10 protein-coding genes, 1 tRNA gene and 1 other RNA gene are annotated in these 15,685 nt (G+C 57.6%); all 12 read right to left on the bottom strand.

Translation table 11 applies throughout. The annotated features are described in order from the left end of the window. Positions 1–14: 14 nt before the first annotated feature. Positions 15–1,733: a DNA polymerase III subunit gamma/tau gene (gene dnaX / locus JQN68_RS00110; protein WP_225071109.1), complete on the bottom strand. Its 1,719-nt coding sequence runs from the start codon at positions 1,731–1,733 to the stop codon at positions 15–17. 68 nt (positions 1,734–1,801) lie between these two features. Continuing rightward, positions 1,802–1,900, bottom strand: an RNA gene (ffs, locus tag JQN68_RS00105) — signal recognition particle sRNA small type. A 125-nt stretch (positions 1,901–2,025) separates the two neighbouring features. Then, positions 2,026–2,113 (bottom strand) — tRNA-Ser (locus JQN68_RS00100). Positions 2,114–2,185: 72 nt separating this feature from the next. Next, complete coding sequence (locus tag JQN68_RS00095; protein ID WP_225071108.1) at positions 2,186–3,397, bottom strand: sensor domain-containing diguanylate cyclase; 1,212 nt, start codon at positions 3,395–3,397, stop codon at positions 2,186–2,188. A 60-nt stretch (positions 3,398–3,457) separates the two neighbouring features. Beyond that, on the bottom strand, positions 3,458–3,622 hold the full coding sequence (locus JQN68_RS14825; protein ID WP_502799341.1) for an FmdB family zinc ribbon protein: 165 nt from the start codon (positions 3,620–3,622) through the stop codon (positions 3,458–3,460). A 256-nt stretch (positions 3,623–3,878) separates the two neighbouring features. Then, the gene (locus tag JQN68_RS00090) at positions 3,879–4,079 is read right to left on the bottom strand and encodes a cold-shock protein (protein ID WP_225071106.1); all 201 of its coding nucleotides are present in this window, start codon (positions 4,077–4,079) and stop codon (positions 3,879–3,881) included. Between the two features lie 221 nt (positions 4,080–4,300). After that, entirely contained in the window at positions 4,301–5,773 is a 1,473-nt protein-coding gene (locus JQN68_RS00085; RefSeq protein ID WP_225071105.1) for a helicase HerA-like domain-containing protein, read from the bottom strand. A gap of 255 nt (positions 5,774–6,028) precedes the next feature. Beyond that, on the bottom strand, positions 6,029–8,239 hold the full coding sequence (gene katG, locus JQN68_RS00080; protein ID WP_225071104.1) for a catalase/peroxidase HPI: 2,211 nt from the start codon (positions 8,237–8,239) through the stop codon (positions 6,029–6,031). Positions 8,240–8,790: 551 nt separating this feature from the next. After that, positions 8,791–9,684: a transporter gene (locus JQN68_RS00075; RefSeq protein WP_225071103.1), complete on the bottom strand. Its 894-nt coding sequence runs from the start codon at positions 9,682–9,684 to the stop codon at positions 8,791–8,793. A 191-nt stretch (positions 9,685–9,875) separates the two neighbouring features. Then, positions 9,876–11,039, bottom strand: a complete 1,164-nt coding sequence (locus tag JQN68_RS00070; protein ID WP_283775306.1) for an iron-containing alcohol dehydrogenase — start codon at positions 11,037–11,039, stop codon at positions 9,876–9,878. 410 nt (positions 11,040–11,449) lie between these two features. Further along, positions 11,450–12,868, bottom strand: a complete 1,419-nt coding sequence (locus tag JQN68_RS00065) for a sigma-54-dependent transcriptional regulator (RefSeq protein ID WP_225071102.1) — start codon at positions 12,866–12,868, stop codon at positions 11,450–11,452. Beyond that, positions 12,865–15,636: a PAS domain S-box protein gene (locus tag JQN68_RS00060; RefSeq protein WP_225071101.1), complete on the bottom strand. Its 2,772-nt coding sequence runs from the start codon at positions 15,634–15,636 to the stop codon at positions 12,865–12,867. Before JQN68_RS00060 ends, JQN68_RS00065 begins: the two co-directional genes overlap by 4 nt. Positions 15,637–15,685: the final 49 nt, after the last annotated feature.

The raw sequence follows: 15,685 nt of genomic DNA, 5'->3' as shown, positions 1-15,685 counted from the left end.
CTGCAAGGCCGGCATCACTCGCCTGCCGTCTCTCCCTGCGAACCAGCCTCCAAGGGGCGAACCTCGACATTTTCCACCTCGAACAGCGAACGCGCCGCCTTCACACCCGGGTGGGAAAGGGCCTCTTCATGCAATTCCCGGGTCCGATCCTCCCGCCGCGCCTGTCGCTGAGCAGCCAGGGACAGGGGGGCCGATTCAGCTTCCGCGGCCGGCAAAACACTGACCTTGAAAGCCACGGGCCGGCCGTAAAATTTTTCGGCCAGAGCGCGAAACGCCTCCTGCAGTTCGACATCCTGCATCTGCACCAGATGAAAGGAGTTTTCCTCGAAGCCAAGTTCCAGACAAGGCAATTCCAGCTTCATTACCCGGCCATGCTCCAGCAGACTGCCGATGCGCGGCCGCTCCTTTTTTACCTGGCGCACCAGATCCTGCCAATCACCGGCGTGACCCGCAGCCTGGTTGCCGGGCTTTGTCTGGGCGTCGCTTTCGGGTGGCTCGGACACCGAAAGGGCGGGAGCAGGCTTCTCTCGCGGGGCGTCCTCAACAACACCGCCCCGTGCAGCAGGCCCCGGTGGCGGGCCGGCATTGGCCAGGCGGCGCTCCAGATCCTCGAACTGCCGGACCAGAGCCGCCACCTCCCGCCCCGGCGGCAGATGGGCCAGGCGCACCAGGGCCATTTCCAGGGCCAGGCGCGGAAAGGACGAACCCGCCAATTCCCCTTCGGTGCGTACCAGAACGGTAACCGCCCGCTGCAAATCCTCGAGACCGGCCATGCTTGCCAACTGCCGCAAAGCCGCCAGTTCCTCATCCGTGGCATCAAGAAGTTCCGCAGGCTCGTCCACCACGCCGAGAATCACCAGGGAGCGAAACACCTCCACCAACTCGCGACAGAACTGCCGAAAGGAATGTCCCAGATCGTCGATTCGCTGCACGGCATCCAGCACCCGTCGACCATCGCGGCCCAAAACACCCTCCACCGTATCCAGCAGCAGGCGGCGGTCGACCATGCCCAGCAGGCCCTGCACATCCGCGTCATGGATATCCTCGCCGCAGAAGGCGATGACCTGGTCAAAGGTGGACAGAGCATCACGCATGCTGCCCTCGCCGCGCCGGGCCACCAAGGTCAGTGAGCGTTCGGAAATCACGATGTGCTCGGCCGCCGCAATCTGCTGCAAACGCTCGCGAATCAGGGGCAGAGCGATTTTACGAAAATCGAAACGCTGGCAGCGCGACAGGATGGTGACGGGAATTTTGTGAGGTTCAGTCGTGGCAAAGATGAACTTGGCGTGCTCGGGCGGTTCCTCCAGGGTCTTCAGCAGGGCGTTGAAGGCGTTGATGGAGAGCATGTGGACTTCATCGATGATGAAGATCTTGAAACGGGATCGGGATGGCAGGTAGCGGATATTGTCACGCAGATCGCGAATATCGTCGACGCCGGTATTGGAAGCGCCGTCGATTTCGAAAACGTCCAGGCCTTGGCCGGCGGTAATCTCCAGGCAGGATTGGCAGCGGTTGCACGGTTGGGCAGACAGCCCGGCTTCACAATTCAGCGCCTTGGCAAAGATTCGCGCAGCCGAGGTTTTGCCGACCCCGCGCGCGCCGGTGAACAAAAAGGCGTGGTGAATGCGACCGGTTTTGATGGCGTTGCCGAGAGTCTGGCAGACATGCTGCTGTCCGACCAGATCCTCGAACGTCATCGGTCGATACTTGCGAGCCAGTACCAGGTAAGACATGAAAATCAGGAATCTCCGTATACACGACGATACGGTCGGCGGGCAAAAAAAGGATTGCCGACACAAGTGACAGCCAGGCGCCCCCGCGGCACACGGCTGAGGCCGTTACCGCTGCTCCCTCCCGGGCCTGACGGGATTGGCGGCCGTCCGTTGCGCGGGACCCGGCTGTCACTTCTATCGGCAAAATCCTTGATGAAATCGAACAAGACTGGAAAAACGGCCGAAGGAGTTTCTCGCCAGCGCTCGCTCCGCTTCGAATTCCGCCAGGAACCCGAGACAGCCAGTTTGAAACTGGCGGAGAGGGAGGGATTCGAACCCTCGGTACCTTGCGGTACACACGATTTCCAGTCGTGCACCTTCGGCCTCTCGGTCACCTCTCCGCAGGTGGGGCAGAATACAACAAAGGTTTAGTCCTGTAAAGACCTTTTCTCAACCTGTTCGGCTGCAAAATCTCAGGCTGCCTGCCCATAAAATCGATAGTCGTTACCACCCGAACTTTTGGCCACATACATGGCCTGATCGGCCTTGTGCAACAAACCGCCGGCCTGCTGGTCGTCATCGGGAAACAGGGCGATGCCGATACTTACCCCGACGCGAAAGGTCAAGCGGCCGACGGAAAACGGTTGGCCAAGCAACTCGATGAGATCCTTGGCCACTTGGGCAGCCTCGGCGGCTTGCTCCAGATCGGCCAGCACCACCACGAATTCATCACCGCCAAACCGCGCCACGGTATCCATGCCGCGCACCCTGCCCAGCAGGCGCCGCGCTACCTCGCGCAACACCGCATCGCCCGTCGCATGGCCGTGCTGATCGTTGATGGGCTTGAATCCGTCCAGATCCAGAAACAGCACCGCCAGGTGACGGCCATAGCGCCGTTCGCGACCCAAATCCTGAGCGATGCGGTCGTTCAGCAGGCCGCGATTGGGCAGGCCGGTCAAAGGGTCGCGCTGCGACAGTTCACGGGCCCTGCTTTCGGCATCCCGCCGCGCCGTGATGTCCGTCAGCACCCAAAGGGTTCCTGAAGAGCGCCGCAATCTGGCGGGCAACTGCCGGCTGGCGACAATCGCCCATAACGGCCGGCCATCACGACATCGAAACTTGAACTCGTAATGCTCCTCGACCCCCAGGCGGTGCCGCTTGAAGTTGCTCTCGGCTTCGGCTCTTACAGCCGGTTCGACATATTCCAACAGCGAACGACCCTGCATCTCTTCGGGGTGATATCCGAGCATCTGGGCCAGGCGATGATTGACATACAGGGTGCGGCCCGATTCATCCAGCAGCCATACCCCCTCGCCGGCCCGATCGACCATGGCCCGATACCGCTCTTCGCTCTCCTGCAGGCCAAGGGATTGTTCCTGAATCCGCTTGAACAGAGCCGGCAACACCCCCAAGCCGGCGACCAGCAACAAGGAAACGGAAAAGATCAAGGCCTGCAACACCATAGCCTGCGGAGAAGGACCGTTCCCGAGACTTTGCCCGTAGAGGAAAAGCTGCAATCCGGCCAACAGGCAGACCCCGGCTGCAACCACCAACCATGGCATCCTGCGCCCCGACATGGGCGCCAGGCGCGAGGCCAGGACCAGGGCAACCAGTTGCAACAACAGGGATGAGGCAACCAGAATGTCGTCCAGCAGATTCACCAAAATTCCCAGAATCAACTCCATCTCAGCCCCTTGAACCCAGACCTCTCAACATGATCCGGCAACCCTGTCGTGCCTTGTCCCTCAACTCTTGCGACTGGTCCGCACGTTGACCGCCGATATGCACTGTACCACCCGCGTGCTCTGACAGAGGGGACAGAAGACCGGCGTCCTCCCATGTTCGGCCATTTTCATTTTCACGCTGAACTCATAGCCGCAATCCGCACATCGATAGTCATAGTTGGGCATCATGCACCTCCCGGATTTATCCTTTCATTCCAAGGGTAAATGGTTTGCGCCGAGAAGCAACCCGCCACCCTCCGACACAATCATGCATTCCGGATTCGGCAAATAAAAAAAGGGCCGACAGCATTTGCTGCCGGCCCTTTCCAGACCATCCGCCGGCCTGGTTAAAAAACCCGCCGACCACTATAAATACTTAATTCAATGTGCTGGTTCCGCAACCCGTTCCGATCTCACCGACCGGCGCGGCAGCAAGAACACCTTAGGCCTTGCGAACGTTGGTGGACTGAGGGCCCTTCTGGCCATCAACCACATCAAAGCTCACGCGGTCACCTTCGGCCAGGGATTTGAAACCGTCACCCTGAATCGCCGAGAAGTGCACGAACACGTCCGGGCCGTTGTCCTGCTCGATAAAACCGAAACCTTTTGCGTCATTGAACCACTTTACAGTACCTTGTGCCATTTTTCTGATTCCTCTTTTTCCCCCTGCGGGGATGTTTTTTTGTTGTGCAGAACCTGTGGTGCCTCATGAAAAAGCCACACATACCGTTTGGTCTGTGCGGCCCTGAAACTGACTGACGATCAATCTGTTCGGCAACCAACAACTACACAAACTTTGCTTGATTTGTCTTTGTACCACACCCTCGTATCGGGTGCAAGCTTTTTTTGGAACCCTGAGTGCCCTTACCGTTTTTGTGTACGCCCACCGAACAGGGACCCCAGCAGCCCGCGGATTAATTCCCGTCCGATCTGGCTGCCGATGGTTCGAGCCGCGCTTTTCACCATGGCCTCACCGACACTTTGCCGACCTCGGGAAGCCCCTGGCACGGCAGGCTTGGTCCGACGCTCTTCCGGAGCGGCGACACTTTGCGCGGCACGTTCCTGCAGCATTTCATATGCGGAGTGGCGATCCAGCGACTGCTCGTAGCGCCCCTGCAGCGGCGAACGGGACAGACGTTCCGCCCGTTCCGCATCATCGAGAAAGCCGATACGGGATTGCGGCGGACAAATCAGGGTCCGCATGACGGGCAGCGGTCGCCCCTTGGCATCGAGAGTCGACACCAGGGCTTCGCCGATACCCAACTCGGTGATGACCGTAGCGGTGTCCAGGGCCGGGTTGGCACGGAAGGACCGGGCTACGGTGGTCACCGCCTGACGGTCCTTGGGAGTAAAGGCGCGCAGGGCATGCTGCACCTTGAGACTCAATTGACCCAGGACGCTTTCGGGAATATCCAGAGGGCTTTGGGTGACGAAATAGATCCCGACCCCCTTGGAACGGATCAAGCGCACCACCTGCTCGATCTTTTCCTGCAAGGCTTTGGAAGCCTGGGCAAACAGCAGATGGGCCTCATCAAAGAAAAACACCAGCCGCGGGCGCTCGGGATCGCCGACCTCCGGCAGTTGCTCGAACAGTTCCGCCAGCAGCCAGAGCAGAAAGGTGGCGTAGACCCGTGGCGAACGGTGCACCAGGCGACTGGCGTCGAGAATGCTGATCACCCCCTGACCGGAGAAATCGATCCGCAACAGATCCTCGAGCTGCAGCGCCGGTTCGCCGAAAAAGGCGTCGCCGCCCTGCTCTTCGAGAATCAGCAACTGGCGCTGGATGGCACCGATACTGGTGGTCGCAAATTGGCCATAGGTGGTTCGCAATGCGGCGGCATTCTCCCCCATCCAGGTCAACATGGAACGCAAATCCTTCAGATCGAGGAGCAGCAGGCCCTGATCGTCAGCGATGCGGAAGCAACTGTACAGCACGCCGCTCTGGGTTTCGTTCAACTGCAACAGGTTGGCCAGCAATAGCGGACCCATTTCCGAAACCGTGGCGCGCACCGGATGGCCCTTCTCGCCGAAAATATCCCAGAACACCACCGGCGCCGGGCGCTGCTGGTAATCCGATAACTCCAGAAGCTGCAAACGTTCGTCGATTTTGACATGCGGCGTGCCGGCCGCCGCCAGTCCCGACAGGTCGCCTTTGACATCGGCGGCGAAGACCGGCACTCCCAGCCGCGAAAAACCTTCCGCCAGGACCTGCAGCGTCACGGTCTTGCCGGTGCCCGTGGCCCCTGCAATGAGCCCATGCCGGTTGCTCATGCCCGCCAACTGCACCACGGGCAGACCATCACTACCGCCAATCATCAATGCCCGGCCATGCTCCATGCCCTGCCCTCCCGTTGGTCAACTACCCATGCTAATCAAAGACAACTCTGTACCCTTCTTCAAACCTTATCTATACACGGATGACGCATCGAGCGCAAATAACCTAAAAAATTCGCCCACCACGTAAATTTACACAAAAAAGGAGAAGGGGCTGCCGACCCTTGCCGGCCGGCAACCCCTTTGGCTCAACTCACCACAAATCCTCTTCGCCTTTTTCTCCTCGATTAGGTGCCGGTGGAACCATCAAGACCACCCTCAGCCCAAATCGAAGCGATCCAGGTTCATGACCTTGTTCCAGGCCGCAACAAAGTCACCCACAAACTTTTCCTTCGCGTCGTCCTGGGCATAGACCTCGGCCAGGGCGCGCAACTGGGAGTTGGAGCCGAAGATCAAATCCACCCGGGTGGCGGTCCATTTGAGATCATCGGTTTTGCGGTCGCGCCCTTCGAAGGTGTCCCTGGCCTCGGACGTGGGCTTCCAGACGGTGCCCATGTCGACCAGATTGACGAAAAAGTCGTTGGTCAGCGCCCCGGCCCGCTTGGTCAATACACCATGCTGCGACTGGCCCACATTGGCGCCCAACACCCGCAGACCGCCGACCAGCACCGTCATCTCCGGTGCGCTCAGCGTCATCAGTTGTGCCCTGTCCACCAGCAGTTCCTCGGCGGATACGCTATATTTCTGCTTCTGGTAATTGCGGAAGCCGTCGGCCTCGGGCTCCAGCAGGGCGAAGGATTCCACATCGGTCTGGTCTTGCGAGGCATCGGTGCGCCCCGGGGTGAAGGGCACCTCGACAAGATGCCCGGCCACCTTGGCCGCCGCCTCTACGGCGGCGCAACCGCCCAGCACGACGAGATCCGCCAAGGAGACCTGCTTGCCATCCTTTTGGCCGGCGTTGAAGTCCTGCTGGATGTTTTCGAGGGCGCCCAATACTTTGGCCAACTGCGTCGGCTGATTGACGGCCCAGTCCTTTTGGGGCGCCAGGCGAATCCGCGCGCCGTTGGCGCCGCCGCGCTTGTCCGAGCCGCGGAAGGTGGAGGCCGAGGCCCAGGCAGTGGCCACCAGTTCCGCCACCGACAAGCCCGAAGCCAGAACCTTGGCCTTGAGATCGGCGATATCCTTGGCATCGATGAGGGGATGATCGACGGCCGGGATCGGGTCCTGCCAGATCAAGTCTTCGGCCGGAACTTCAGGGCCGAGATAGCGAGATTTGGGCCCCATGTCACGGTGCACCAGCTTGAACCAGGCGCGGGCGAAGGCATCGGCAAAGGCCTCCGGATCCTTTTGGAAGCGGCGTGCAATAGGCTCATAGATGGGGTCGAAACGCAACGACAGGTCGGCCGTGGTCATCATGGGCCGGTGTTTTTTCGACGGATCATGGGCATCCGGAATCATGTGTTCCGGTTTCACGTCCTTGGCCAGCCACTGCTGCGCGCCGGCCGGACTCTTGACCAGTTCCCACTCATAGCCGAACAGGGTGTGCAGATAACCCATGTCCCATTTGGTGGGATTGAGTTTCCAAGCCCCCTCGATGCCGCTGCTGGTGGTATCTACGCCTTTGCCGGTACCCAGAGCGTTCTTCCAGCCCAGTCCCATCTCTTCGAGGGGCGCGGCCTCGGGCTCCGGCCCGATGAGACCCGGATCCCCGGCGCCATGGCACTTGCCGAAGGTGTGGCCGCCGGCGACCAGCGCCACGGTCTCTTCGTCGTTCATCCCCATGCGGGCGAAGGTTTCCCGCACATCGATGCCCGAGGCCACCGGATCCGGATTGCCGTCCGGACCTTCGGGATTGACGTAGATCAGCCCCATCTGCACCGCGGCCAGCGGGTTTTCCAGATCGCGCTCGCCGGAGTAGCGGCTGTCCGGCTTGTCGCTGGTGGCCAGCCATTCCTTCTCGGCGCCCCAGTAGATATCCTCTTCCGGCTCATAGATATCCTCCCGGCCGCCACCGAAGCCGAAGGTCTTGAAGCCCATGGACTCCAGGGCGCAGTTGCCCGCCAGGATCAGCAAGTCGGCCCAGGATATCTTGTTGCCGTACTTCTTTTTGATGGGCCAGAGCAGGCGGCGGGCCTTGTCGAGGTTGACGTTGTCGGGCCAGCTGTTGACCGGCGCAAAACGCTGATTTCCGGTACTGGCGCCGCCGCGCCCGTCTCCGCTGCGGTAAGTGCCGGCGCTGTGCCAGGCCATGCGAATCATCAGTCCGCCGTAATGACCGTAGTCGGCCGGCCACCATTCCTGGGAGTCGGTCATCAGGGCCACCAGATCCTTCTTCAGAGCGGCAAAATCCAGTTTCTTGAACTCTTCGGCATAGTTGAAGTCAGGTCCCAGGGGATTGGAGGCGGGCTGGTGCTGGTGCAGGACATTCAGGTTCAGTTGGTTGGGCCACCAGTCACGAACCGTGGGACCGCGGCCGGCTACCGTACTGCCGGATTTGCCCGTTACCGGACATTTGCTTTCTTCGCTCATCTTTGCTCTCCTTCAAGGTTGGGGGTGGCAAAGCTACGCTCAACCTAACCGGCGGCACAGGGAATACAGCTCAAGCACCGGTCCGAATTGATGCGATGAATGCGCGCGTTTCAAAAAAAGCCGTTCAAATGGGAAAAGACATGGGGGAAGTTTAGCCGAAATAAACTCGTTGTCAATCTCACCTAGTAATTTTTCTTATCCTGTTTCAACAACTACCTTCCCCTCGCAAGTGCCCGTGCGGTTCGTCGTGTCAAGAAATTCCAAGAGATTCTTGGTTGCCGGCAAGACGCGCCGCGCCAGCCTTGGCCAGAGTTAAGCCGGGAAGGCGGAACCCAGCCGGCGACCAAAAGGGCCGGAATTTGAAGACAGGACGAACCACACGGGACACTTGCATGGGGTGAAAGGCGCCACAGATTAGTCCTGCGCAAGGGTACTGGCACAAATTCGGGGACGGTCATGCCCGAACCGCCCCCGGAAGGAATTGTTGCTGAATGGTCATGCAAATCTGAACACTTGTGAGCCTATCCAGCGCCTCGATAACGGCGGTCAGGCTAAAAAATGTGCGCCCAGCGCAGACCGAAAGTACTGGCTTTCGGACCGCTTCGTACCGAAACATCCTCCCGGTATGAAAATAGCAATTGGTTGTTGCCCCCGATCATAAAGAAGAAAGTGGCTCCAACGGCATGGTTGCTTTTGCGATCGTCCTGTTTCACCCCGTTAATCTTGGTTTCACCGCCATGGGCATAGTAGTAATCCAAAGCAATAGCATAATTTTTGGTAATGTCGTAACTTAGATGAACTTCCGCCAAGAGGGCGGGGTCTTGTTTAAGCTTGTTATTGCCCGCGAATTTATTGTTGTCGGTGTAGAATTCCCCACCCAGGATAAGATCCAGATAAGCTTTCTCGCCAAGACCCTTCACGATGCCGATCTCCGGTTTGACCACCCACCGGTTGCCCCCGGGACTTGCCAGGCGGTTTTTGTTATACTCGCCCAACGGCAGGGTCACCCAAGGCGTGAACCCGACCCAGAACTTTTGCTCCGGGGCGTTTATGAACCAGAAAGTAGCAAGCACGATGGGATCGCCGAAGCCGGAGGTGGAAAATTCTCGATCATTGTTGAAGGCTTCGTAATCGCCGCTAAGGTTAATATCGACTAGAGGAATGATGAATTGCGGGTCGATGGTAAAACCGCCTTCCCCATACAGGGCGTTGCCGGCATTTAAATAATGGACATACCTTATTAAACCGATATTTGCTCTCTGGTTGAAATCACTTCCGATCTTGTTGCCACGCTGGTACAGATTATTGGCACTGACATGATCGTAGTAAACACAGAAAAGATTTGATCCGGCCGGAAGCGGAATGTAGTCCCTTGCATAAGCAGCAATAGACACATCCGGCCTGGCGAAAACGATGAACATCATAATAAAAAATACTTTCTTCATATTATTTACTCCATCTTTTTATGGTGATCTGACGAAATTCATAAATATAAAACCTTTCATCCAAACATCAAGTTTTTCATGACTTGCCTTTTTCTAAAAAAGACCATACCGAGAATTGATGATTTTCTGCCACCAACAACTATTGAGCAGGGCGGGGCGAATACAACGTTCGCACCGCCCTGTCACATTGTTCACATAGCCTTTTTGTATAAATCGACCATGTCCTGCAAAGTCGTGGTCCGCGGATTGGTCGGGGTGCAGACTTCCTTCAGCGCCCATTCGGCCATTTCAGGGATATCCTCTTCCTTCATGCCCAATTCCGTCAGACCAGAAGGAATACCGATGTCGGCGGACAGGGTTCGGATGGCCTCAATGCCCAGGAGTGCAGCTTCACGCTCGGTCATGCCGGCGATATCCTCGCCCATGGCCTTGGCGATATCCGCATACCTCTCCAGGCAAGCGTTCATGTTGAACTCACATACCAGAGGCAGGAAAATGGCGTTGCAGACCCCATGAGGCAATCCGATAAAGCTTCCCGGCTGATGAGCCAGGGAGTGAGCGATTCCCAACCCCGCGCTGGAGAAGGCTTCTCCGGCGAGATATTCCGCATAGGCCATGCCGACTCGGGCATCCATATCCTGGCCGTTGGCGACCGCCTTGCGCAGGTATTTGGCGATCAACTCGATGGCTTTCAGGGCCAGGGCATCGGCCTTGGGATTGTGTCCCAGGGAAACATAGGCTTCCACTGCATGCGTGAGGGCATCCATGCCCGTGGCCGCCGTAAGAGCCGGGGGCATGCCGACCATCAGTTCCGGATCATCGATAGCCACGTTGGCGGAAACATTGATGCTCCAGACCACCATTTTGACATGGTTTTCCGTATTGGTGATGACCGCCGCCGGCGTCACTTCACTGCCGGTTCCAGCCGTGGTGTTGATAGCGATAAAAGGCGGCATCGGCTTGGGAACCGTATCAATGCCCTTGTAGTCATGAATTTTGCCGCCATTGGTGGAGACAATGCCTACCGCCTTCCCACAATCATGAGAACTCCCACCACCGAGCGATACGATGGAATCACAACCATTGTCCTTATAGGCCTGCACACCGTCGGCAACATTCAGGTCAGTCGGGTTCGGTTCGGCGCCTGCGAAAATTACCGCCTGCAATCCCGCCTCCTCGATGCATTGCTTGATCGAGTCTGCTGTGCCGAATTTTTTCATGCCCTGGTCGGTCACGATCAACGCTTTTTTGGCGCCCAACTTCTTCAGATAGTCGCCAACGGCCTTGGATGCGCCGCATCCGATGAGCGAAATGGGGGGCATAAGGAATCTGGATACGGTCAATGGCATTGACATGTGCTATCTCCTTCCGCAAGGGGTGAGTGCGCCCTGACTCTGACCAGGGCAGGACATTCTGGAGTGAGCCCAGAATCAATCAAAACATTGTTTGAGCATTTCCCGTGCCAGCCATATATATTATTTTTCATCTAAAAAACAAATACTTACAGACCAATCGAAACATGCGACAAGCCACGGAATATGCAAGAAAACTGGCAGAAGAAACAATGTGGATCGTCGGAAAGGGGCTGTCTGTAAATCAAAAAAACAAAATAAAAAGACAACTAATTGAAAAATTGATGGTTTTCTAGGGTGAGGCGGAAAAGGGGCAGGAGACAGAATGTCGTTAAACGTATACAGCAGATGCCGGCAACAAAACTTGTCGACGCAAGTTTTCTTGCAAGGCTGACTTCAGTCCTACCGTGACATCACGATTGTCCGGAGCGATGCAGGCGCTGATTCAGAGCCTGGCGACTGATACCAAGCAGGGCGGCTGCCATTCCCTGATTATCCTGGGCCAGGCTCATGGCAGCTCCGATCAAAAATCGATCCATCTCCTTGAGTGTGGGGAAACGGCCAAACATCTGATAGAGTGACCCGACCTCCGATCGATCCGGCAACTCGGACAGAACTGGCGGGTCCTCCTTCTGCCCGGTGGCAGCACGAAAGCTGGCCAAAGAGAGCATGCCTGCGCGCTGCCTTGCAAGAGCGTCAAACACCATCCCCTCCAACTCCCGTACATTGCCTGGGAATGAATAGCCGGCCAGCAAGGTCAGCAACTGCGGTGGGAAGGGTGGTGACGGACAATTCATTTCAGTAGCGGCTTTGGCCAGGAAATGATTGAGCAGCAAAGGAATATCCTCCTGCCGCTGGCGCAGGGGCGGAACTTGGATATGGTGGGCACAAAGGCGATAGAACAAATCCTTTCTAAAGGTTCCGGCTTGAACCTGCTCCCGAAGGCTCTGATGGGTGGCGACAACAATACGGGCGTCACTCTTTTTGACCAAATCGGAACCCAGGGGATGATATTCCCGCTCCTGCAACAAACGCAGCAGCTTGACTTGGGAGGCTTCCTTCAGATCGCCGATTTCATCCAGAAACAGAGTGCCTCCGGCCGCCTGGGTGATCAAGCCGGCACGATGGCCGTCGGCTCCCGTGAAAGCCCCTTTTTTGTGCCCGAACAGAGTGTCGGCAAAAAAATGATCATCCAGACCGGCAACATTGATGGGCACAAAAGCCCCCTGCAAACCGCTGAGTCGGTGAATGGCGCGCGCTATCAGTTCTTTGCCGGTTCCCGTCTCGCCGGTTATCAGAACCGGCTGCCGCAGGCTGGCCACCGCTTCGATATAGCGGAATATATTAAGCATTTTCGGACTTGCGGTAACAATTTCGACAAACGCTTCGGCATGTTCGAGTCGCTGATTGAAAAGCTTCTCTTTGAGGCGCCCGATCTGCTCCTGCATGGAGAAGTTTTCCAAGGCACGCCGCACCACGCCGACGAAACGGGCATTTTCCACCGGCTTGACAAGGTAGTCATAGGCACCGGCACGCATGCATTCCACCGCCAGTTGCACTTCGTCGGCGGCGGTCATGACTAAAACCGGGATTTCTGGAAAGTCGCGGCACAGCAACGGCAACAGTTCCTGCCCGGACAGATGGGGCATGAACAAATCGAGAACAATGACGCCGCAGCTACACTTCTGCAAAGTAGGCAGCAGTCCACGGCTGTCCTGCAGGGTTTTGACGTTTTGAAAACCATGGCTTCGCAGCAAAGTGCTGGAACTGGCAAGGATGGGTTCCTCGTCATCCACCAGCAGCACCATGGGACTTTCGACATTGGGGATCATGGGTTCCCTTTCCGGGCCTCCTCAGCTATCGGCAGCGACACTGTAACCGTTGTTCCCTGACCAAGTTGCGACTCGAATTCAAGGCGACCATGGTGTTCTTCGACGATGGCATAGCAGATGGAAAGTCCTAGCCCTGTTCCGCCCTCCTGTTGCCGGGTACTGAAAAACGGCTCAAGGATCCGACTGCGAATCTCAAGGGGGATGCCGCATCCCTGATCGCGGATCGTCAATTCGACCATCCGAGAGTGAGGGTTGAAAGTGGTCGACACATAGACACCCGAATTGCGATCGGGCAGGGCCTGCAGAGCATTGAGCACCAAATTGATCACAACCTGCTCGATTCTCTGAAAATGGCCCGCGATCCGCGGCAATGATTCATGCAGATTACAAAAAAAATGATCGGTATGCTGGCGGATGTTGCTGGCCAGAATGGTTAGCGACTCTGCAATGACTCGGTTGACATCCAGGGGCCGACTCTGTGCCGCCTCATCCTGACGAGCAAAATCCTTGAGACTGGCAACGATATTTCGTATCCGGCGCGCCCCCTCGGAAATCCCTGACAGCATCTGCGGCACCCTGTCAATGGCCTCGTTAAAAGGCAGTCCACCCAAGGCAAAATCCCGGTAATCCTCCTCACAATCCTTGACAATCCGGTTGACATCCGCCCAGATCCCATCCAGAAGTTGAGCATTGGCCAGGATATAATTATTGGGATTATTCACCTCATGCGCAATGCCGGCAGCCAGATTGCCGATGGCCGCCAATTTGTTGGCCTGGAACAGCTTGGCCTGCATTTCACTGCGCTCCTTGCGAATCCGAAGCTTTTCGGTGACATCACGAAACGTGCCATAGAGATAGGCTTGCTTGTGGGGCTGCAGCATCCGTCCCCGAAAAGAAGCAAGAATGGAACGGCCCTGCTTATCAATGGTGACAATGGGTACGATATGGCTCCATCCGCCCTTGCCGAAGCCGCCGCTCTGCTCGGCAAAAATTTGCCTGGCGAAGTCCGCCAGGGTATCGGCATCCATTATGAGCGCCAGGCCGCCTTCGCGAAAGGATTGGTTGCTGTAGCCGTAAAGCTGGCTGGCAGCGATATTGGAGTCGAAAATCGCCATGGAGCCTGGCAGAATGAGAAAGGCCGGGTCTTCGTTCTGTTCGAAAACCTGATGAAAGCGCTCTTCGCTTTCCCGCAATGCCGCTTCGGCGCGCTTGCGTTCGGTGATGTCGCGCACCACCGCCAGAGCCCGAAAGTGCCCGCCGATCATGGCTCCCTTCATATTGACTTCGACCCAGAACAACTCACCGCATTTTTTCCGAGCATGCCATTCGAACAGCCGCGATGCCCCGTCCACGGCGCTGTGTATCCAGGTCAGAGCATTTTCCTGGATGAAAGGCAGGCGCCCGGAACTGACCGCTTCAATGGGCAGCCGCAGGATTTCCTCGCGGGAATAGCCGTACATCTGGCACAACTTGCTGTTGACATCCAGAATGGCTCCGGTATCGATGTCCAGTACGAATATCGCGTCGTTAGCGGCATCGAAAATAGCCCGGTAGTTGGCTTCCGAGTCCCGCAAGGCCCGTTCGGCCCGTTTCACCTCGGTGATGTCGCAGATGATGCCGACGGTGCCGGCAACCGTCCCTCCCGGGGACCGCAGAGGTGCCGTGAAAAAGCTGACCTCCAGAATCCGCCCGTCCTTGTGGCGACGGCGGGTCTGTTTGCCGACAAAAGTCTCCCCGCGGTTCATGGCGGCCAGATGGCTGCGGAACTCGCCCTCCATAGCACCGGGCGCAAGGGGATATGGCCGCCCCAGCACTTCGTCGGCCCGCCAGCCGAACATCCGCTCCGCAGCCACGTTCCAGAGTTTGACGCAACCATCCGCATCAAGCACGAAGATGGCCAGCGGCGAAGCTTCGATGGTGGCCGTGAGGGTCTGGTTGACCTGCCTCCGGCCTTCCTCGGCGTGGCGCCGTTCACTGATATCGCGACTGGCATAGACCGCGCCGCTGACACGGCCCTGTGCATCATGGACGACCTTGCCCACGGTTTCCAGCCAGAGATAGTGCCCGGCGGCATGCCGGTAGCGGAATTCCGCCCGAACACTCTTGCGCCAGGGCAAAGTCTTTTGAAACAACGGCTGCATGAACGCGAGATCGTCGGGATGAAACAACTCGTAAAGACTGGTACCCAGTAACTCTTCGGGGGCAAACCCCAATACTGCCCTGTGGGAGGGGCTTATATAGCGAAAGATACCGTCCGGATCGGCTTCGCTGACCAAATCCAGCATGTTGTCGGTGATGCGCCGCAGTTGTTGTTCACGCTCCTGCAAAGCTCGTTCGGCAGCCTTGCGGCTGGAAATATCGCGGATATATTCGGCCGCCAGCACGACACGCTGCTGATCATCGACCACGGGAAAGGCGCGGATTTCCACCTCGCCGATGCGGGGATTGAATTTCTCGACGGTTACCGGGCGACCGGTGCGAAACACCTCGTCAAGATGGCAGGGCCGGCATTTGCCGCCCTGTTCGGGATAGTATGCATCGTAGCAGAACGGCTTTCCTCGCCGCCGCTCTTCCGCGACGTAATCATAGCCGCCATGCCAGTTGCTCATGTGGATACGCAGATTCCGATCCACCACCGAAAGCAGGTCGGGTATGGCATCGAAAACACGTTCCAGCAACTGTTGGGTATCCGGCAAGGACGAATCCAACTGGCTTTCACCGCCCCGCTCGGGCGTATCCGGTAATGACTGAAAAGAGTCCGATGCCATCTTCTCACCCCTTTCAGGAACCGCCTGTCCCATTTTCTGCTTCCATCCC

It is taken from the genome of Desulfuromonas sp. CSMB_57 (assembly GCF_020194955.2).
In the GTDB taxonomy this organism is placed as follows: domain Bacteria; phylum Desulfobacterota; class Desulfuromonadia; order Desulfuromonadales; family Syntrophotaleaceae; genus JAFCIY02.
The sequence above is the reverse complement of the archived record's forward strand: the minus strand, read 5'-3'. Positions and strand labels throughout refer to the sequence as shown.

Excerpts from the sequence above, each read along its gene's own strand:
- JQN68_RS00065 (WP_225071102.1), bottom strand. The coding sequence starts at position 12,868 with ATGATCCCCAATGTCGAAAGTCCCATGGTGCTGCTGGTGGATGACGAG.
- JQN68_RS00060 (WP_225071101.1), bottom strand. The coding sequence starts at position 15,636 with ATGGCATCGGACTCTTTTCAGTCATTACCGGATACGCCCGAGCGGGGC.
- JQN68_RS00085 (WP_225071105.1), bottom strand. The coding sequence starts at position 5,773 with ATGGAGCATGGCCGGGCATTGATGATTGGCGGTAGTGATGGTCTGCCC.
- JQN68_RS00090 (WP_225071106.1), bottom strand. The coding sequence starts at position 4,079 with ATGGCACAAGGTACTGTAAAGTGGTTCAATGACGCAAAAGGTTTCGGT.
- JQN68_RS00095 (WP_225071108.1), bottom strand. The coding sequence starts at position 3,397 with ATGGAGTTGATTCTGGGAATTTTGGTGAATCTGCTGGACGACATTCTG.
- JQN68_RS14825 (WP_502799341.1), bottom strand. The coding sequence starts at position 3,622 with ATGCCCAACTATGACTATCGATGTGCGGATTGCGGCTATGAGTTCAGC.
- JQN68_RS00075 (WP_225071103.1), bottom strand. The coding sequence starts at position 9,684 with ATGAAGAAAGTATTTTTTATTATGATGTTCATCGTTTTCGCCAGGCCG.
- JQN68_RS00070 (WP_283775306.1), bottom strand. The coding sequence starts at position 11,039 with ATGTCAATGCCATTGACCGTATCCAGATTCCTTATGCCCCCCATTTCG.
- katG (WP_225071104.1), bottom strand. The coding sequence starts at position 8,239 with ATGAGCGAAGAAAGCAAATGTCCGGTAACGGGCAAATCCGGCAGTACG.
- dnaX (WP_225071109.1), bottom strand. The coding sequence starts at position 1,733 with ATGTCTTACCTGGTACTGGCTCGCAAGTATCGACCGATGACGTTCGAG.